The following is an 18,478-nucleotide window of genomic DNA, read 5'->3' as shown; positions in this document are numbered from 1 at the left end:
GGTCAGCACCCTAATCTCGCCCAGCCAGAAACCGGCACGCGCCCAGCGCTGCATGCCGTCCCGTGGCCAGACATGCGGTGATCAGGTAGCCGCCGGTCGGTGCCTCCCAATCCAGCATCTCGCCTGCACAAAAGACACCTGGGCGGGCCGACAGCATCAAATCACCAGTCAATGCGTCAAACCGAACACCGCCGGCTGTTGAGATCGCCTCGTCCATGGGCCGCGGGCCGTCATGCGGTATCGGCAGGCCCTTGATCAACCCGCCCAGATCATCCGGATAGGGGCGACCGAACTCGGCCAAAAGTGCGATTTGCGCAGGCTCAAGCCGAACGGTCTTGCGAAGGTGGTTCGACAGGCTGTTCTTGCCGCGCGGTTTGGCCAGCGCGACACGCAGCTTTTCAAGCGACCAGTCCGGTTTGAGGTCGATGATCAACGGGTGGCCCTCTCGCAGGGCAGGTCCCAGCATGTAGATGCCGCCCCCCTCAAGCCCATGGGATGTCAAGACACACTCACCACGGGTGCGCAGGGTCGCTGCCTGCATCATGACCGATTTGATCGGGCTGCCAAAATGCGGCTGCACGTAGCTGGACCAAGGCACCGCCAATCCGAAATTCGCAGGCTGAAATGGCACGACATCGTCGGGCAGCAACTTTGACCAATCGCCATTGGCACCCAATTTCGCCCAGCTTGCACCGCCCAGCGCCAATATGGTCACATCCGGGTCAACGGTCATCCGGCCGTCGGGCGTTTCAAACGCAATGGCTGTGCCGTCCCACCCGACCCAGCGCCAGCGCCGCTGTTGCACAGCACCCATGCGCCCCAACCGCTGCAACCAACTGCGCAGCAAGGGTGACGCCTTCATGGTTTGCGGGAAAACCCGCCCGGTAGAGCCGGTAAAATGCGCCTGCCCCAACCCTTCGACCCATTTGATCACGTCGTCAGGGCCGAAACGGGCCACCGCGTCGCGCAACGCCGAAGGTACATCGCCATATGCGGCAAGGAACCTATCTGCCGGTTCGTCCTTGGTGATGTTCAGGCCCGATTTGCCCGCCATCAGGAATTTCCGTCCAAAGGATGGCATGGCGTCGGCAATGGTGACCGCATGCCCTGCATCCGCCAGGACCTCTGCCGCCATAAGCCCTGCCGGACCGGCCCCAATCACCAAGGCATGTGTCAACGGACGGCAATCAGACGCTTGATGCCTTCAATATGGGCGGGATCGGCCTGCAGCGCATCGGCGCAAAGGGCCCGCGCGTCTGTCAGCAACGTCGCAGGCTCACTGATCTGGTCAATCAGCCCCCAATCCTGCGCCTGGGTCGCCGGTATCTTTTTGCCCGCCATCAGGATCATCTTGCTGCGGGCCGGGCCGATCAGCGCGCGCATCCGCGGCGGATCGGAGGGTTGCGGCAGAAATCCAAGCTTCATCACCGGGTAGAATATATTGGCGCTTGCAACGGCGATCCGCAGATCACAGGCCAACACCATTCCCAAGGCCCCACCGGCGGCTGTACCGTTCAAGGCGGCTATCGTCAGGCCGGGAAGCCCCGCAATCGCGGATGAAAGACGTTCCCACACCGGATCGGTCGCAAGACCGGCCCGCGACGCGGCAAGATCGGCCCCGGCACTGAAAACCGGCCCGGTCCCCGTGATGATCAAGGCTTTGACCGCCTGTGATTGTTCGGCGATCTCGGCCAGGGTCACAAGCATGTCGCGGGTCAGCGCACCGGCCTTGTCAGGCCGGTTGATCGTCACGATCCGCAGGTCGCCCTCTTGGGTCTGCTCGATCATAGCAGCCCGACTTTGCGCCGGATATCGTCGTCGCGCAGGCTGACATCCGTCCCCAGATAGGGGTCGGCGTCCTGGCTGCACATCCACAACAGCGCCTGGGCTGGCCATTCGGGCGGGATATGATCGGACCAGTCCAATTGACTGACCGGATTGATCCCGGATGCCTTGATCTCGCGCTGCATCTGGGTCGCTACCGTCCCCGGCGAAAGCCCCATGATCCGCAGCCCGGCAGTCCGGGCCTCTTTATCCGCAGCCCGGGTCAGCATGTAGGCGCCTGCCTTGCTGCTGCAATAGGCGGTCCACCCTTCAACCGGGCCATGTGCAGCCCCGGACGACACCGTGATGATCGTCCCCCCGCCTTGGGCAATCATACCCGGCATGGCGGCCCGCATACCATGCATCACCCCTTTGAGGTTGATATCAATAGCGCGCGCCCAGGCATCGGGGTCGGCCTGCGACAGATGCCCGATAGGATCAATGATACCGGCATTGTTGATCAGCACATCCAATCCGCCAAAGGTACGGGCCGTGGCCGCAATGGCGGATTCCACCTCGGCATAGCGGGACACATCACATGGAATGGCCAGCGCCTTTTCGCCAATCTCGCCCGCAATATCGGCGATTGCATCGGTACTGCGCGCAACCAGCGCCACATTGGCGCCCGCCGCCGCAAAGGCCCGCGCTGCCGCGGCGCCAATCCCCCGGCTTGCCCCGGTTATCAGTACGGTTTTCCCCACCATATCCATCTTTTTCACGCTTATCCCTTTTGATCCCCAGCACGGGTGGCTAGTTATGAACAGTCAAGTTCGGCCTTAAACCCATCCTACGTGGGCGCGGGTCGGTTCGAAAGAGAGATAACGAAAGGTACGCACCATGACCAATTCAAAAGGGTTGCGCAGCGCAGTCTGCATCGCCGCAATTTTCGCGGGAGGGGCAGCACATGCAGATGTCACCGCGGCCCAGGTCTGGGAAGACTGGAAGTCGCAGATCGCCCTTTACGGCGAAGACAGCCTGACCATCGGATCCGAAGACGCGTCAGGCGACACGCTGACAGTGCGGGATCTGGCGATCAACATGTCCGATGACGACGTCACCGTGAATGCGGCCTTGGGTGACATCACGTTCGAAGAGCAGGGCGATGGCAGCGTCAAGGTCACCATGTCCGAAAGCTACCCGATCCTGATCACCCCGGTCACCGGCGCGGTCGTCACAATTGACGTCAGCCAGTCCGGCCTTGAGATGATCGTCAGCGGTGATCCTGACGCGATGCGCTATGACGTCTCGGCAGACAGCTATAAGGTGGCCCTGCGTGACGTTGTCGATGGCGACATCACCTTTACCGGCGATGCACAGCTGACTGCAAATGATCTGGACGCGACATATACATCGGCAACCGGTGATCTGCGCGAGATCACCTATGACGCCACATTGGCGTCCGTGGATTTCCTGGTCGATATTCAGGTTCCGGGTGCAGAGGGCGAATATGTCGTGGCCAGCGGCAAGATCGCAGGGATGGCCATGGAAGGCGACATGGCACTGCCGCTTGATGCGGATTTCGACAACCCGGACGACCTGTTCACAAACGGTTTCGCCTTTTCCGGCGGATACACCGTGGACCGGGCCGACTATGTCTTTGATATCAACGCAGATGGCGACCAGCTGGCCGGGTCTGTCAGCACTGGCAACACGAACCTGAACGCCCAAATGAGCGCCGAGATCATCGGCTATGACGCCACGACCACCGATGTTGCCGTCAACATCGCCAGCGGTGATCTGCCTTTCCCGGTCGAGGTCAGCATGGCCGAATACGGATTTGGCCTGGAAATGCCCGTTGCAAAGGCTGATGCGCCATCCGACTTCCGGTTCAGCTTTGATTTCATTGATATCGTGCTCAATGACATGGTCTGGGACATGTTTGATCCAGGCACCGTGCTGCCCCGCGATCCTTCAACGTTGCAATTTGCCCTCAGCGGGCAGGCCCGCCCCCTATTCGACGTCATGGACCCTGCACAGGCCGATGCCATGAATGACGCCGACATGCCGTTCGAGTTGAACGCGGTCAATCTGGACGCGCTCAAGATCGCGCTGGCTGGCGCGTTGATCACGGGCGAAGGGGCCTTTACCTTCGACAATTCGGATCTGACCACGTTTGACGGGTTCCCCCGCCCCGAGGGTGATGTTGTCATTCAAGGCAGCGGCATCAACGGATTGATCGACAATCTTGTCGCCATGGGCCTTCTACCGGAAGATCAGGTCATGGGTGGCCGCATGATGCTTGGCATGTTCACGCAGGTTACCGGCGATGACCAGTTGGAAACCAAGCTTGAAGTCAACGCAGACGGCCAAGTTCTGGCCAATGGTCAGCGCATCCGATAGATCGCGATACATCTTCAATAGACGGCGCGCAGGATCACCTGCGCGCCGTTTTTCTTTGCCCGGTACGGATGTGTTCCTTGCGGGCCTGCCCGGGTCGCATTAGGTCAGTTGCAGCAAAGGAACGCCCATGACACGCCCATTGTCCGACCTGACCGAACAGCTTTTGGCCGCTGCAACCCGCGCCGGCGCTGATGCCGCAGATGCGATCGCGGTTGAAGGCACATCGGTGTCGATCAATGTGCGCGCAGGCGCACTTGAACAGGCCGAACGGTCCGAGGGCATTGATATCGGCTTGCGTGTGCTTGTCGGCCAGCGGCAGGCCTGTGTGTCGTCATCCGACGCCAAGCCGGATACGCTGGCTCAAATGGCCGAACGGGCGGTCGCGATGGCCAGAGAGGCACCCGAAGATCCGCATATCGGTCTGGCCGATGCGCATCAATTGGCGACCGACACGGATACAACCACGCTAGAGCTGTGTGATCCCGGGGCAGAGCCTGATCCGGCCTTCCTGCAAGACCGTGCTTTACGGGCCGAGGCCGCCGCCCTGCGCAACCCGGCCATCAGCCAGGTTCAATCTGCGGCGGCCGGTTATGGTCAGCGGCGCGTTCAGTTGACCGCCACAAACGGCTTTTCCGCAGGCTACGCCCGAACCGATCACGGGCTGTCCTGCGTGGCCATCAGCGGCACCGGCACCGGGATGGAGCGCGACTACGACCATGACAGCCGGGTATTCGGCGCTGACATGCGTGATGCAGACGAGATCGGCGAGACGGCGGCGGCCCGGGCGGTTGCGCGGACCGGTGCGCGCAAACCAAAGACCGGCGCCTTTCCGGTGCTTTTTGATGAACGGGTCGCAAACACGCTGATCGGGAACCTGATACAGGCTGCCAACGGCATGATGATTGCACGCGGGTCAAGCTGGCTGCGTGATGCGTTGGGCGCACAGGTATTGCCGAAAGGCCTGTCACTGATCGAAGACCCGCACCGGCGCCGGGTACCCGGATCCCGATTGTTTGATGCCGAAGGGCTGCCCACGACAAAACGCGCACTGGTCGATGATGGTGTCTTGACCGGTTGGACCCTTGATCTGGCCACCGGGCGCAAGCTTGGCATGCCCAGCACTGCCAACGCAGCCCGGGGAACCGGCGCACCGCCCACCCCCAGCATCACGAATATCGCCTTGACCCAAGGCGACCAAAGCCGTGACGCATTGCTGCGCGACATGGGGACAGGTTTGCTGATCACCTCGATGATCGGGTCCACCATCAACCCAAATACAGGCGATTATTCGCGGGGGGCCGCGGGTTTCTGGGTGGAAAACGGCGAAATCAGCTACCCGGTCAATGAATGCACCGTGGCAGGAAATCTGCGCGACATGCTGATGACCATTGTGCCAGCCAATGACGCCCGTCCGCATCTGTCCCGCGTCGTCCCATCGCTGTTGGTTGAAGGATTGACCCTTGCCGGAGACTGACCGCGCGTTGCTGGCGGATGCGGCCCGCGCGGCGGGCCAGATCGCCTTGTCCTATTTCAAGAACGACCCGTCGGTTGTCGACAAACCCGACGGCGCAGGCCCCGTGACCGAGGCTGATCTGGCCGTCAACGCAATGCTGGAACGCGACCTGCGGGCCGCCCGCCCTGATTACGGCTGGCTGTCGGAAGAAACCGAAGATGACAGCGGCCGCCTGCGCACAAAACGACAATTCGTCATTGACCCGATCGACGGCACGCGGGCCTTTATCGCGGGCAATCCGGATTGGGCGCATTCGCTGGCCATCGTCGAAGAAGGGCGGGTTTTGGCAGCTGCGGTCTACCTGCCTGTTCGTGACCTGATGTTCACGGCCAGCTTTCGCGGCGGTGCCACGCTGAACGACGCGCCGGTCACTGTGACCCGGGCCGGCCTGGACGGGGCGACCTTGCTAGGGGCAAAACCCAATTTCGCGCCGCATCACTGGCGCGGTGGCACCCCGCCGGTGATCCAGAAATTCCGCTCCTCGCTGGCCTATCGGCTCTGCCTTGTGGCCCAGGGGCGCTATGACGGGATGATCACGCTGCGGCCCAGCTGGGAATGGGACATCGCCGCAGGCAGCCTGATTGCGGCAGAGGCTGGCGCGAAGGTCACCGATCAGTCCGACACGGCCCTGCTGTTCAACAACCGGCACCCGCAGGTGGCGGGGGTACTTGCCGCAGGTCCCGAATTACACGCACATCTTGTCCAGAAGCTTGAGCCAAACACGGCGACGCCCTAATGTGCCGCTGACTTAACACAAAAAAAGAAGGTTTTTCATGACACAACGCCTGCACCTCGTCTTTGGCGGCGAACTCGTCGATCCGACCAAGAATGCGTTCAAGGATGTCGACGCGATTGATATCGTGGGCATGTTCCCCGACTACAAGTCAGCCTATGACGCCTGGAAAAACGCAGCGCAGCGTACTGTGGACAACGCCCATATGCGCTATTTCATCGCCCATATTCACCGGTTGCGTGATGAAGAAACCGAAGCGTCCTCGACCGAAGAACTGGGCAGCTAGGACACGGCCATGGCCCGTTCGCTCTCCATAGCGGCCTATCTGGCAGGGCGATCCAAGGGTGATCGCATGCAACGGTTGGCAACTTTGCCGCCGCGCCCGCATGGTGCAATCATCTGGGCGCGGTGCAGCCACCCTGACCAGTTGACAGCAATTGCGACCCTGAACCGCAAGCTCACCGAAGACGGGGACCCGTTCCAGGTGATTGCAACGATGCGGGACTGGGACAAATCCATGGCCAGCAAAGGCCTGCCGGAACCGCAGGGCCGCGAGAATATCCGCAAGTTCATGGCCCATTGGCGCCCCGTCATGGCCATTTGGGTGCGCGGTGATCTTGACCCGGTGCTGCTGGATGAATGGCGATCCTACCGCATTCCATGCATGTTGGTGGACGCAACTGCCGACGGGTTGGAACAGGTTGCCGGAAGCTGGGTGCCAGGCGCCATGCGGTCGCTCTTGTCTCAGTTCGAGGCGGTGCTGGCCCTGGACCAGACCGCTGCCGAGGGCCTGATCCGCGCCGGAGCGCCGCAAGAGGTTGTTCGCGTCACGGGCCCGATGGAAGACAGTGATCCCGCGCTCCCCTGCAGCGATGCAGAGCGGCAGGAACTGGCAGAGCAGATCGGCACCCGGCCTGTCTGGTTTGCATCTGCGATCCCGATGCAGGAATGCGCCGACCTGTGTGCCGCCCACAAGGTTGCCAGCCACCGTGCGCACCGGCTGATGCTGATCGTGACCCCGCGGGTCGAAAGCGACGCCGCTGCCATGGCCGAGGATATGCGCGGCAGGGGGTTTCACGTGGCCCTTCGGTCCGAGACCGAAACGCCAAGCGATCCGACCCAAATCTATGTTATCGATACTGACGAGGGCCTGGGCCTTTGGTATCGCATTGCGCCAATTACATTCATGGGTGGGTCGCTATTTGGCGGCGGCTGCCGGGACCCATTCGAACCCGCAGCCCTTGGGTCGGCCGTGCTTTACGGGCCGCAGGTCGCACCGTTTCAGAAACACGCCGCACGGCTGAATGCGGCTGGGGCCTCGCATCTGATCCGCTCCAGCGACGATCTGGGACCGCTTGTGGAAACACTTTTGTCGACAGACAAGGCCGCAACCTTGGCACATGCGGCGTGGGATGTGACATCGCGGGGGGCCGATGTGACAAACCGGATCGTCCACATCATTCAGCGCAGGCTGGAAGAACTGGGACATTGATGCGCGCGCCCGCGTTCTGGTTCAATTCACCGCACGCACCCGGCCTGCGCGCCCGCCTGCTGGGGCCGTTGGGGGCCGTTTATGCCGCAGCAACAGCAAAACGGATGAAACAACCGGGCTACCGGGCCGATATCCCGGTAATCTGCGTTGGCAACATCAACGTGGGCGGGACAGGCAAGACACCCACCACAATCGCGCTGGTCGAACGACTGGGCCAGCGGGGGCATCAACCCCATGTGGTCAGCCGCGGCTATGGTGGCACCCTGACAGGCCCCGTGCAGGTTGATCCGCAATCTCATGACGCCGACGCAACAGGTGATGAGCCGCTATTGCTGGCAGCCTTTGCGCCGACCTGGGTGGCCAGGGACAGAGCCGCGGGGGTCCGGATGGCTACCGCTGCGGGGGCGGATGTAGTGCTGCTGGATGACGGGTTTCAGAACCCCAGCGTCACAAAGGATATCAGCATCGTTGTCGTTGATGCCGCGCAGGGTTTTGGAAACGGGCGCGTCCTGCCCGCTGGTCCGCTACGGGAAACCGTTGAAGCGGGGCTGAGGCGCGCGGATCTGGTGCTGTCCATCGGCGCGCCGGCAGCGCAAACCGGATTTGCGGCAAACTGGCCTGTGACATGCCCGCATATAACGGGGCAGCTTGCGCCCCTTGCGACCGGCATGCCCTGGCAGCAGCTGCGTCTTTTGGCCTTTGCCGGCATCGGACATCCGGAAAAGTTCTTTCGGACCCTGCGCGATATGGGTGCGGACCTTGTCGGCACAGAGGCGCTGAGCGATCACCAACCACTGGGCCGCAGCCTGTTGCAGCGATTGACCCGCGAGGCTGCCGCAAAGGGCGCACAGCTTGTGACAACAGAAAAGGACGCGGTGCGTCTGCCCGCGTCCTATAAACACAAGGTGTTGACCCTGCCAGTCCGGCTGCAACTGGATGATTGGGCGCCCTTGGGCGCCCAGTTCGACCGGGTCGGGCTTTAGCTAAGCTTGCCGTCCAGTGTCTCGGCAAAGTCATCGTAGGACATGTTGCTGTACTTGGTCCCGTCAATCATAAAGCTTGGGGTCGAGTTGACGCCATCCTGCTCTGCATTTGTCTGATACCAGGTAAACAGGCTTTCGGCCTTTGCCCCATCGCTGAGGCAGGCATCAAGCGTTGCATCATCCAGCCCGACAGTTTTGGCCAGGGTGCGCAGTTCCTGGACGATTGTCGCAGGATCACCGCTTGCCAGCCATTCGCGCTGCTTTTCATAAAGAATGTCCGCCATGTTGAAAAAGAACGCCGGATCATTCGGGCAGCGCGCGATCATTGACGCCCACAGACCGGGGCGATCAAAGTAAACCTCGCGATAGACAAACTTGATCTTGCCGGTGTCGATATAGTTGGCCTTGAGGTCCTTGTACTGATTGGCGTGGAAGGATGCGCAATGCGGGCAGGTGAAGGATGCGTATTCGATCACTTCAAGTGCCGCATCCGGGTCGCCCAGCACCATTTCGGCAACTTCAGGAAGCGTGTCGCTGGCTTGCTGCGCGTGGGCGGCGCCGGGCAACAGCCCCGATACCGGATCGGGCCGCGCGACGAAAAGACCGCCACCAGCGGCAAGAAATGCGCCACCACCGGCGGCAAGAAGTGTTCTGCGTTTCATTGATAAACCTCTGATCAGGATTTCTGTTTACTTAATACTTGGGCACCAAGCGATGTCAGCGCGTCACGAAGCGCCTCGCTTTTCACGTCCCCCGACAACGCCTTGGCCGCGTTCTGCGCGGCTGCACTGGGCCCGGTCTTGGCTTTGGGCGCCGGGCTGAAGGCAACGCGGCCTTCCGCAAAACCGGTCGGCGCACTTTGGGTAATCCGCAATCTGGCAATGGCCCGGTAGCCGTAGCAGGCATTCACCTTTTCGCGGATTTGTTCCTTTTGCATTTCCAGCATCGGGGCCTGCGCGCTAGTGGTCAGCACAGTCAGGGTAGCGCCCATGCCACCTTTGCCATAGCTGACATTGACCGGGGTTGCGATTTGCGCGGTCGCCTCACCCACGATATCGGCCCAATGGGTCAGCAGTCGGGTGACGGCAAAGCCACGCTGCTCACTTGCCGTCCGGATACGGGTTTGCAACAAGGTTGCTGCCTTGGAAAATCCGCGCGTCGTGCTGGTATGCCGTGGCTGTTTCATATCTAAGCCCTAATCTATGTGAGAGCCGCCGCCAAGCCACTGTAACTGCGACAGAGAGTACATAAAAATTGCGTGAACTCAGTGCATCCTTGTTGGAATGGTACGATCAGCACGCCCGTATCATGCCCTGGCGCACAGCGCCTGCAGACCGAAAGGCGGGTGTGCTGCCCGATCCCTACGCCGTCTGGCTGTCCGAGGTTATGTTGCAGCAAACCACGGTCGCCGCGGTGCGCGAGTATCATCGCAAGTTTCTGCAGCTTTGGCCAACAGTGACCGCACTGGCGCAGGCAGAGGATGCCGACATCATGGCCGCCTGGGCGGGGCTTGGGTATTACGCCCGCGCCCGCAATCTGTTGAAATGCGCGCGTCAGGTCGTGGCGGATCATCATGGACAATTCCCCGACACCTACGAGGCGCTGCTGACCCTGCCCGGCATTGGCCCCTACACCGCCGCAGCCATCGCTGCGATTGCGTTTGACAGGCCTGAAACCGTTGTTGATGGAAATGTCGAACGGGTGATGGCCCGGCTATATGACATTCACACACCGCTTCCGGCGGCCAAGCCGGCGCTGACGGCACAAGCATCCGCATTGACCCCGGATAAGCGGCCCGGTGACTATGCGCAGGCGGTGATGGATCTGGGGGCCACGATCTGCACACCACGCAATCCCGCATGCGGCATCTGCCCCTGGCGGGATCCCTGCGCGGCACGGCGCGCGGGAACAGCGGCAGAGCTGCCCAAGAAAACACCCAAGAAAAAAACACCAACGCGGCGGGGCATTGCTTATGTCGCCCGGCGCGCCGACGGGGCGTGGTTGCTGGAAACACGGCCTGAAACCGGATTGCTGGGCGGGATGCTTGGTTGGCCCGGCACGGATTGGGGCGATGCCCCCACGCCCGCCCCGCCCATCGCCGCCGATTGGACGATGCTGGACGCCGAGGCACGGCACACTTTCACCCATTTTCATCTGCGCCTGCAAATCATGACCGCCCGGGTCGCGCAAACCTGCGTTCCCGCGCGCGGGCAGTTCATCGCCGCAGGCGAGTTCAGCCCATCGGCGCTGCCCACTGCGATGCGCAAGGTCTATGACCTTGCAGCTGTGACGCTACGCCACGATTGAGCGATGGCAGCGCCGTTGCTAGTCTGCCCCCAGGGTTAACAAGGCGATATGATGAGCAGCCTGACGGACACACCAAAGATCGCGCGGATCACTGCGGCAGCACCATTCTGGATGTCGCTTGGCTTGATTCCCCTTGCGATCGTCAGTGCGATATATGGCGGTTGGACTTTGATCCTGTTGCCACTGTCGACATGGTATCTGTTTACAGGGCTTGATTATGTTGCGGGGCTGAACACGGCGAACCCAGATCTCGATACGCCCGAAACTGACCTTTACTGGCACAAGCTGATCACCCTGATCTGGACACCGGTGCAGCTGCTGACCATTTTCGGGCTGCTTTGGTATGTGGTTGCGACCGATCATCTGCACTGGGTCGAAGAATGGGCGCTGTTTGCGGGATTCGGGGTGATTTCCGGCACTGTCGGGATCACCTATGCGCATGAGCTGATGCATCAGCGCCCGAAATCGGAACGCTGGCTGGCTGACATCCTGCTGGCATCGGTGCTTTATTCGCATTTTCGGTCGGAACATCTGCTGGTGCATCACCGGCATGTGGCAACCCCGCGTGATCCGGTGACAGCCCGCTATGGCGAGAGCTTTTACCGTTTCTTTCCACGGGTCCTGAAAGAATGCCTGATCTCGTCCTTCAAGGCAGAGGCCGCAATGCTCGCCCGCAAGGGCCGCCCCTGGCATGATCTGTCGAACCCGTTCTGGCGCTATTGGATGCTGCAAGCGGGGTTTGTGGTGCTGGCCGCACTGATCGGGGGCTGGTGGGGTGTGTTCCTGTTTACGGTGCAGGCTTTCTGGGCCGTTTTCCAGCTGGAACTGGTCAACTACGTCGAACATTACGGGCTGACCCGGAAACAACTGGGGGACGGCAAATATGAACATGTGCTGCCCCGGCATTCGTGGAACGCGGCGCATCGCGCGTCGAACTGGCTGTTGATCAACCTGCAGCGCCATTCCGATCATCACTACAAACCTGACCGGCGCTTTCCGTTGCTCCAGACATATGGGCCGGATGAGGCCCCGCAATTGCCATTTGGCTACCCGGTGATGACCATGTCCGCGCTTTCGCCCACGATCTGGCGGCGACTCATGAACCCCAGAGTAAAGGCCTGGCGGGCGCATTATTACCCGGAAATCACGGATTGGTCGGTTTACCCGGGATCCAACCTTACCTAACGGCATTGAAATAAAGCCGCCAATTTTTCACATCGCTATCCCTTGGGATTAGCGAATACAGATGCGCGGCGCCTCAGGGTTGCGATGCCAGCTTGTCAGCCACAAATTGTCACAGTTCCGACCCCGATGCGGCCTATTTTCATCAAATCTTAGTAGTTTGCTAACCGTGTTAATCGTTACCAAGACGCGTCTGATCGCGCATTTTGGTCTATTTTTTGGAGTTATATCATGATCAAGACCCTTGCCGTTTCCACAATCGTCGCAACTCTTGCAACAGCATCTTTCGCAAGTGAGACCGGTTCTTTGACCGCCGAACAGGTTGACCAACTGATCGCACTGCACGCTGTTGACCTTGCAGACGCCGAGAAACTGCGCGAAATCGCCGCAACTCAGGTTTCTTTCACCACCAGCGAAAGTGCCGATCTGCAGCGCATCCTGGACAAAGCGTCCGAAAGCTAAGTCCCTAGCTTCGCTCCCAGGCTTAAAACAACAAGACCACCCATTGGGTGGTCTTTATGATTCTGGGTGTATTGATTTGCAACGGCCCCGCCCCAGCCGAAAAAAACCCCGCTGTACGATGACAGCGGGGTAAAGTTAGTGCGCACGGACCGTTTCGGTTTTTCCGAACAGACCACAGGCACCGGCGGTATTGGTGAGTGTTTTAGTGTTTCGCCATTTCTGCGCGAATTTGCTGGCGCAACAGGTCAATGGGCACTTTTTGACCGTCGCGTTTGAATTGCCAGTAGGTCCAGCCGTTGCAGCTTGGGGCGCCCTCAAGATGCGCACCGACCTGATGGATTGATCCTTTGATGTCGTCGCCGATCAACGTGCCGTCAGCGCGCACCTTGGCCTTGTGACGGCCGTTCATGCTCCATAATTCTTCGCCGGGGCGAAGCATGCCGCGTTCGACCAGAACGCCAAAGGCGACGCGTGGTTCGGCCCGTTTGGATACAGAAACCTCTAACGCTTCATTATCGAACTTGCGGGTATTCTTGATCCGCTTCTCGGCAACCTTGCGGTATTCTTCCTCGCGCTCGATCCCGATAAAGTCGCGCCCAAGCATCTTGGCTACGGCCCCGGTGGTGCCGGTCCCGAAGAAAGGGTCGAGAACGACGTCACCGGGGTTGGTGGTGGCAACCAGAACACGGTGCAGCAGGGATTGGGGTTTTTGTGTCGGGTGGGCCTTGTCGCCTGCATCGTTCTTGAGCCGTTCATGCCCTGTACAAATCGGCAGCACCCAGTCTGACCGCATCTGAACACCCTCGTTCAGCGCTTTCAGGGCCTCATAGTTGAACGTATATTTGCTGGCCTCCTGCTTAGACGCCCAGATCAGCGTCTCATGTGCATTGGTCAACCGCTTGCCGCGGAAATTGGGCATCGGGTTGGACTTGCGCCAGACCACATCATTCAGGATCCAAAAGCCCTGGTTTTGCAGCTCGGCCCCCATGCGGAACACATTGTGGTAGCTGCCGATCACCCAGATAGCGCCGTTCGGCTTCAAAAGACGGCGCGCCGCTTTCAACCAGTCGCGGGTGAACCGGTCATAGACCTTGAAGCTGTCAAACTGGTCCCAGGCATCGTCAACCGCATCAACCTTGGAATTGTCGGGCCGGTGCAAATCACCTTTGAGCTGAAGGTTATATGGCGGATCGGCAAAGATCAGATCGACCGAGCTTTCCGGCAGGCTGTTCATCTGGTCGATGCAGTCCCCATCCAGGATCGTATTCAGTGGGAGCGCGACAGCCCCTTTTGCTTTGGTCTTCGTTGTCATGTCTTGCCTCGTAGCCCCGGCGAGTTGTCCCGCTCATTTGCTTGGCCCTAATGTGAGTCAGACACGATTCGCTGTCAAAAACTTTATTGAATCAATCAGTTACGTTTTTATCTTGATACAAGATATTGTGTATGGGCTTGAAGGAATGCCTATGGTGCGGGGTGACCCCAAGGGTCCCGAGCCCCTTAATATGCTGGGCCGTGCCGTATCCTGCGTTGGTCTCCCACCCATAGCCCGGAAACTGTTGCGCCAAATCCACCATGTGTCGGTCACGCCACACCTTTGCGACGATGGAGGCAGCCGCAATCGACAGACTGCGCCCGTCGCCCTTGATGATGCACTGGGCGGAGAGGCGCAGATCCCGTGGGATCATGTTGCCGTCGATTAGTACATGGTCGGGTGTCTGCCCCAGACCAGCGATGGCGCGGACCATCGCCAGATGGGACGCGCGCAGGATATTCTGGGCGTCTATTTCGGCGACGCTGGCTTGCGCGATCGAAACCTGGGCCTTTTGCATGATTTGCGAAAAAAGGGCCTCGCGCCGCTTTGCCGTCAGTTTCTTACTGTCGTTCAGGCCCTCGGGGATGTCTTGTGCATCAAGGATGACCGCAGCGGCGCAAACAGGGCCGGCCCAGGGGCCGCGCCCGACCTCATCGACCCCGGCGATATAGGTATGGCCATTGGCCTTGGCCGCGGTTTCGAAACTTAGATCGGGGGCCGGTTTGTTCATGCGGCCAGTGACCAGAAGTCCGACTATTCCGCAAGATAAAAAGGGGCAGAGGCCATATCATCCCCTGCCCCAGGTTGCGCGCGATGACCGGGGCCAGTGATCGCACGCCTGCTCGACGCGTTGGCGTTTGGCGGCTTTGGCGGATCGCGTAACTGCGATGTTTGAGGTCTTGTGCCAATGCCGCGCGCTCTTAGTGACGCCGATCAGATACGTATCCTTGTTCGCGCAGGCAGAGCGGGTCGTAGCCACGGCGCGGGCCTTCGTTGGAATAGACCCGCACAGCGCATCGGTCAGGCAGGCTGGCCGCATGACGGTAATTGCGTTCCAGACAGCGCTGCCCGAACATGCGCTGGGTCCCAAAACGGGTCTCGATCCGGCGCAGGCAGCTGGCGGGCAGCACACGGCGGTTGGTCTGACGGTTCAGTTCGGACCAACGGTTGCCGCGGTTCTGGTCGCCCCATTGCCGATGATGCGGTTGATCATGGACTGGCGCGGCCTGCGGGCGGCTGCGATCATTGTTGCCCTCAATCGCGGCGTTCAATGCGGCGATGGCGGCCAGCCCGATGATCAGCTTACCAACGTCGTCGCGGTCCAGACCGGCGGCCTGCGCCGGGCTTGAAAACGCCAGGGACGCGGCGGCGATAGCGGCAGCAAGGTGTTTGAACATATCAGCGTTCCTTTCAAAAACTGGCCGGCTTGCGGCGATGAAAGGACTGTGCGGCCCAATGATGCAGCCAAACAATAACGGGGGATGGTTATGCGATTGCCATCGCGATAACATGGGACGCTATTGAATATCATCACGGCAAAGTGTGAATTGGCGACATGAGAAATCTTTCGTTCACATTCATGGTCTTCATGTTGGCCGCAGGCACTGCAAATGCAGCCTGCTATGCTGACTACAAGGCCAAGCAGGACGGCCCCTTGCGTCTGCATTACGGGGTTGTCGAAGTGCGTGGCGAGTGTTCTGCCGGATCTGCGGCGGACCAGCTGCGCGATGCACTGGCCCGTGATGGTTGGCAGCTGTTGAATGTGCTTGGCGTCTTTGACGAGGCCGGGCTTGATGGACGAAAGGATGCTGCGGGTGAATACTTCCTCCGCTACTGAGGCGCGCGAGATCGGCAGTCGGATCGTGATTGCGGGGATCGCGGCGATTGTGCTGATCCTGGCCATTGCTGCTGTGTTGCTGTTCATCAATCTGCCTGATGCGAACGCATTTAATATGCGGGTTGAACAGCTATTCGTTGAAAATGACACGCTGACCGGAAACGCGGAAATCAAGTTGCTGGAAATCCTTGCACAATCCGGAACGGCCTTTTCGGACACGCTTGCCTCGTATCGGTTTGTGATCTTTGTGCTACTGATCTTTGCGACTGCATTGCTGATTGCGGCGGTCGCCTTTCTGGTGATGCTGATCGCGATGAACAGGCGCATGGGCCGGATCGAACGGCAGGGGATCGAGGTGAACTCCCTCACCATCAGCCGCGATGAAAAGGCGGTTTATCTGAATGATTTTGCGTTCAAGCTGACCGATGCGGCGATTGAGACCATTTCTGTTCTGGCAGAGGCACGCATGGATGACGAAGTCCTGTCAGGGGCAGAGATCGAAGGGGTCATTTCCGGCCGTGATGCCGCCGATTGTGACGAGGCCGCAGGTGCCACGCGCATCAAGCGTCTGCGCGACACGCTGGGCAATCAGATGATCAGCGAATTGCTGGTCAAGAACATCGCCCGCAAGGGGTACGTTCTTGCGATCGACAAGGATGTCATCCGGATGGTGTGACCCGCGGGTCGGGACCCTAGCGCCGCAAGGTATCGCCGGGGGTTATTTTGGGGTCCAGATTGACGATTTCGCCCTCGGGCGGGATTTCACCCGCGTTCCGGGCGGCAATAATCTGCGCCGCCTTGATCCCGATTTCCCGCCTGCACGCGTCCATCGTGGCCAGCTTGCGCGGCAGACCATCCAAAAGCTCAACCCCGTTAAACGCCGCCAACCCGATCTGGCCCGGCACGTCGATGCCCCGCTCTAGCAGATATAGCAGCCCACCTGCGCCAATCATGTCATTGGAAAAATACAGAAAATCAAGGTCCGGGGTCCGGTCGATCATCTTGGCCGTCATCTCGCGGCCCTTGGCCAATGCCGACCCGCCGGAATAGAATTCCTGATCCGCGATTTCGATCCCTGCCTTGGCAAGGGTGCGGGTGAACCCCTCGAACCGTTTCCGCGCCCGGTGGTCCAAGGGCATTTTCGTGCCCATGAAGCCGATGCGCTTGTAGCCTGCATCAATGATCTCTTCGGCCATCTGCCGGCCGGCCTTGCGGTGCGAAATACCGACGCAGGAATCAATCGGTTCGCCATCCACATCCATGATCTCGACCACGGGAATACCCGCCTGCCGCAGCATTGCCGAGGACGCCTCTGAGTGCTCAAGCCCGGCGATGATCACCCCCGACGGGCGCCAGGACAGCATCTCGAACAGCACCTTCTCTTCCTTCTCGGGCAGATAGTCGGTCACACCGACCACCGGCTGCAGTTCTGTATCTTCTAATGTCTCGGAAATGCCGGTCAGTACCTCGGGAAAGACCATATTCCCCAGTGAAGGAATGATCACCGCAACCAGATTGACACGCTGCGACGCAAGCGCCCCGGCGATCTTGTTCGGCACGTAGCCAAGCCGTTTGGCCGCGTCCTGCACCTTTTGGCGGGTGGCGGTGCTGACGTCGCCCTTGTTGCGTAAAACGCGGCTGACGGTCATCTCGCTGACGCCGGATGCCTCGGATACATCGCGAAGGGTCAAGGGACGTTTAATCGGGCTGGGCACTGGCGTGATCCTGCATTGCTGCGATACCCACTGTTACCGCCCCTTTGGCCGGTTGGCCAGCATATGGGCGGGCAAGGCGGCGTGGCACAGTCGCAAAACCAAAACGCCCCGTTGAAAACGGAGCGTTCGGAAAGGTCAGGGATCGTTGTATCGCGTCAAAAGCCCAGTAACCGATGAAGCTCTGCCGCTGCTTCTGCCGACAAGGCGCGCCCTTCGGTCAGCACCAGAAGAGACGCCTCCGTATCTGACTGCGCGTCTAGGGCAGCATCACGCGCAACGTCATACTCCTCCGCTGCCGCGGTAACGGCGTCCTCGTAGCCGCCGTCAGGATATTCAGCTGCGACTTCCTCTTCGCTCAGACCGATCAGGCGGTTATATTCCTCGTAGGCGGCGTCTTGTTCGCGAACGACCTCGATAAATTCCTGCCTCGTTTGTTGATAGGTATAAAGCTTGCCTGGCATGCTGTTCGGGGATGCGTTCTGCAGCGCATTTTGATTGGCATGAGCCGCATTCAGACTACGCAGTTCGCGGGCCAGTGCCCCTCTGCCATTGCCATTGCCGTTCCCGCCAGCCCTATTGGCCTTGTCCGCGCGATCGTTGCCACCGTTCCCGCGATTGCCGTTGCGGTTGCCGTTTCCATTACCATTACCATTACCGCGCTCAGCATAAGCAGCCGTCGTTGTGAACGTGGTTATCGTTGCTGCAGAGAACGTCAGGACAAGCGCCATCGTGCTTGCCGTCGCGACTGCCTTCATCGTGGATTTCATATTTGGGCATC

Annotated in this window: 21 protein-coding genes; 11 read left to right on the top strand and 10 right to left on the bottom strand. The window is 60.1% G+C overall.

Going from position 1 to position 18,478, the window contains the following annotated elements; all coding sequences use genetic code 11:
* Positions 1-10: 10 nt before the first annotated feature.
* From AABB31_RS14705 to AABB31_RS14695, 3 genes are read right to left on the bottom strand one after another with little or no spacing between them, the layout of a single operon-like run.
* Positions 11-1,177, bottom strand: coding sequence for a TIGR03862 family flavoprotein (locus AABB31_RS14705; protein ID WP_342077427.1), 1,167 nt, complete (start codon positions 1,175-1,177; stop codon positions 11-13).
* Entirely contained in the window at positions 1,174-1,788 is a 615-nt protein-coding gene (locus AABB31_RS14700) for an enoyl-CoA hydratase/isomerase family protein (RefSeq protein WP_342077428.1), read from the bottom strand. Before AABB31_RS14700 ends, AABB31_RS14705 begins: the two co-directional genes overlap by 4 nt.
* Positions 1,785-2,534 (bottom strand): SDR family NAD(P)-dependent oxidoreductase, encoded by a 750-nt coding sequence (locus tag AABB31_RS14695; RefSeq protein WP_342078820.1) that lies wholly within the window; start codon positions 2,532-2,534, stop codon positions 1,785-1,787. The genes AABB31_RS14700 and AABB31_RS14695 overlap by 4 nt, the downstream gene beginning before the upstream one ends.
* 127 nt (positions 2,535-2,661) lie before the next feature.
* On the opposite strand from AABB31_RS14695, the gene AABB31_RS14690 reads away from it, so the two are divergent.
* From AABB31_RS14690 to lpxK, 6 genes are all read left to right on the top strand, one after another.
* A complete protein-coding gene (locus AABB31_RS14690) occupies positions 2,662-4,164 on the top strand; it encodes a DUF2125 domain-containing protein (protein WP_342077429.1) in 1,503 nt (500 codons plus the stop codon).
* Between the two features lie 127 nt (positions 4,165-4,291).
* Positions 4,292-5,638 (top strand): TldD/PmbA family protein, encoded by a 1,347-nt coding sequence (locus AABB31_RS14685; RefSeq protein ID WP_342077430.1) that lies wholly within the window; start codon positions 4,292-4,294, stop codon positions 5,636-5,638.
* The gene (locus tag AABB31_RS14680; protein WP_342077431.1) at positions 5,625-6,413 is read left to right on the top strand and encodes a 3'(2'),5'-bisphosphate nucleotidase CysQ; all 789 of its coding nucleotides are present in this window, start codon (positions 5,625-5,627) and stop codon (positions 6,411-6,413) included. The genes AABB31_RS14685 and AABB31_RS14680 overlap by 14 nt, the downstream gene beginning before the upstream one ends.
* Before the next feature lie 37 nt (positions 6,414-6,450).
* Positions 6,451-6,696 carry a DUF4170 domain-containing protein gene (locus AABB31_RS14675; protein ID WP_342077432.1) on the top strand — a complete coding sequence of 82 codons (246 nt, stop codon included), beginning with the start codon at positions 6,451-6,453 and terminating at the stop codon, positions 6,694-6,696.
* Positions 6,697-6,705: 9 nt separating this feature from the next.
* The gene (locus tag AABB31_RS14670) at positions 6,706-7,902 is read left to right on the top strand and encodes a glycosyltransferase N-terminal domain-containing protein (protein WP_342077433.1); all 1,197 of its coding nucleotides are present in this window, start codon (positions 6,706-6,708) and stop codon (positions 7,900-7,902) included.
* Positions 7,902-8,885: a tetraacyldisaccharide 4'-kinase gene (gene lpxK, locus AABB31_RS14665; RefSeq protein WP_342077434.1), complete on the top strand. Its 984-nt coding sequence runs from the start codon at positions 7,902-7,904 to the stop codon at positions 8,883-8,885. Before AABB31_RS14670 ends, lpxK begins: the two co-directional genes overlap by 1 nt.
* Here the strand turns inward: lpxK and AABB31_RS14660 are convergent.
* Both AABB31_RS14660 and AABB31_RS14655 read right to left on the bottom strand, forming a co-directional pair.
* On the bottom strand, positions 8,882-9,547 hold the full coding sequence (locus AABB31_RS14660; RefSeq protein WP_342077435.1) for a DsbA family protein: 666 nt from the start codon (positions 9,545-9,547) through the stop codon (positions 8,882-8,884). The two genes, lpxK and AABB31_RS14660, sit on opposite strands and share 4 nt — an antisense overlap.
* Before the next feature lie 14 nt (positions 9,548-9,561).
* The gene (locus tag AABB31_RS14655) at positions 9,562-10,071 is read right to left on the bottom strand and encodes a DUF721 domain-containing protein (RefSeq protein ID WP_342077436.1); all 510 of its coding nucleotides are present in this window, start codon (positions 10,069-10,071) and stop codon (positions 9,562-9,564) included.
* Between the two features lie 68 nt (positions 10,072-10,139).
* On the opposite strand from AABB31_RS14655, the gene mutY reads away from it, so the two are divergent.
* The 3 genes from mutY (at position 10,140) to AABB31_RS14640 (ending at position 12,836) form a co-directional block, all read left to right on the top strand.
* Positions 10,140-11,192 carry an A/G-specific adenine glycosylase gene (gene mutY, locus AABB31_RS14650; RefSeq protein WP_342077437.1) on the top strand — a complete coding sequence of 351 codons (1,053 nt, stop codon included), beginning with the start codon at positions 10,140-10,142 and terminating at the stop codon, positions 11,190-11,192.
* A 51-nt stretch (positions 11,193-11,243) separates the two neighbouring features.
* Positions 11,244-12,377 (top strand): alkane 1-monooxygenase, encoded by a 1,134-nt coding sequence (locus AABB31_RS14645; protein WP_373634918.1) that lies wholly within the window; start codon positions 11,244-11,246, stop codon positions 12,375-12,377.
* Positions 12,378-12,605: 228 nt separating this feature from the next.
* Positions 12,606-12,836, top strand: coding sequence for a hypothetical protein (locus tag AABB31_RS14640; RefSeq protein WP_342077439.1), 231 nt, complete (start codon positions 12,606-12,608; stop codon positions 12,834-12,836).
* 202 nt (positions 12,837-13,038) lie between these two features.
* Here the strand turns inward: AABB31_RS14640 and AABB31_RS14635 are convergent, their stop codons facing one another.
* The 3 genes from AABB31_RS14635 to AABB31_RS14625 all read right to left on the bottom strand — a co-directional run bounded on the left by AABB31_RS14635 (position 13,039) and on the right by AABB31_RS14625 (position 15,545).
* Positions 13,039-14,148 carry a site-specific DNA-methyltransferase gene (locus AABB31_RS14635; RefSeq protein WP_342077440.1) on the bottom strand — a complete coding sequence of 370 codons (1,110 nt, stop codon included), beginning with the start codon at positions 14,146-14,148 and terminating at the stop codon, positions 13,039-13,041.
* A gap of 91 nt (positions 14,149-14,239) precedes the next feature.
* Entirely contained in the window at positions 14,240-14,878 is a 639-nt protein-coding gene (locus tag AABB31_RS14630) for a ribonuclease HII (protein ID WP_342077441.1), read from the bottom strand.
* 190 nt (positions 14,879-15,068) lie between these two features.
* Positions 15,069-15,545 carry a hypothetical protein gene (locus AABB31_RS14625; RefSeq protein WP_342077442.1) on the bottom strand — a complete coding sequence of 159 codons (477 nt, stop codon included), beginning with the start codon at positions 15,543-15,545 and terminating at the stop codon, positions 15,069-15,071.
* A 158-nt stretch (positions 15,546-15,703) separates the two neighbouring features.
* Between AABB31_RS14625 and AABB31_RS14620 the strand changes: the two genes are divergently transcribed.
* Positions 15,704-15,985 (top strand): hypothetical protein, encoded by a 282-nt coding sequence (locus AABB31_RS14620; RefSeq protein ID WP_342077443.1) that lies wholly within the window; start codon positions 15,704-15,706, stop codon positions 15,983-15,985.
* Positions 15,954-16,661, top strand: coding sequence for a hypothetical protein (locus tag AABB31_RS14615; RefSeq protein WP_342078821.1), 708 nt, complete (start codon positions 15,954-15,956; stop codon positions 16,659-16,661). The genes AABB31_RS14620 and AABB31_RS14615 overlap by 32 nt, the downstream gene beginning before the upstream one ends.
* Before the next feature lie 16 nt (positions 16,662-16,677).
* On the opposite strand, the gene AABB31_RS14610 is transcribed toward AABB31_RS14615, so the two are convergent.
* Both AABB31_RS14610 and AABB31_RS14605 read right to left on the bottom strand, forming a co-directional pair.
* On the bottom strand, positions 16,678-17,700 hold the full coding sequence (locus AABB31_RS14610; RefSeq protein WP_342077444.1) for a LacI family DNA-binding transcriptional regulator: 1,023 nt from the start codon (positions 17,698-17,700) through the stop codon (positions 16,678-16,680).
* Between the two features lie 155 nt (positions 17,701-17,855).
* Positions 17,856-18,467, bottom strand: coding sequence for a hypothetical protein (locus AABB31_RS14605; protein WP_342077445.1), 612 nt, complete (start codon positions 18,465-18,467; stop codon positions 17,856-17,858).
* Between the last annotated feature and the right edge of the window lie 11 nt (positions 18,468-18,478).

It is taken from the genome of Yoonia sp. SS1-5, assembly GCF_038443705.2.
Taxonomy (GTDB): Bacteria; Pseudomonadota; Alphaproteobacteria; order Rhodobacterales; family Rhodobacteraceae; genus Yoonia; species Yoonia rhodophyticola.
The sequence above is the reverse complement of the archived record's forward strand: the minus strand, read 5'-3'. Positions and strand labels throughout refer to the sequence as shown.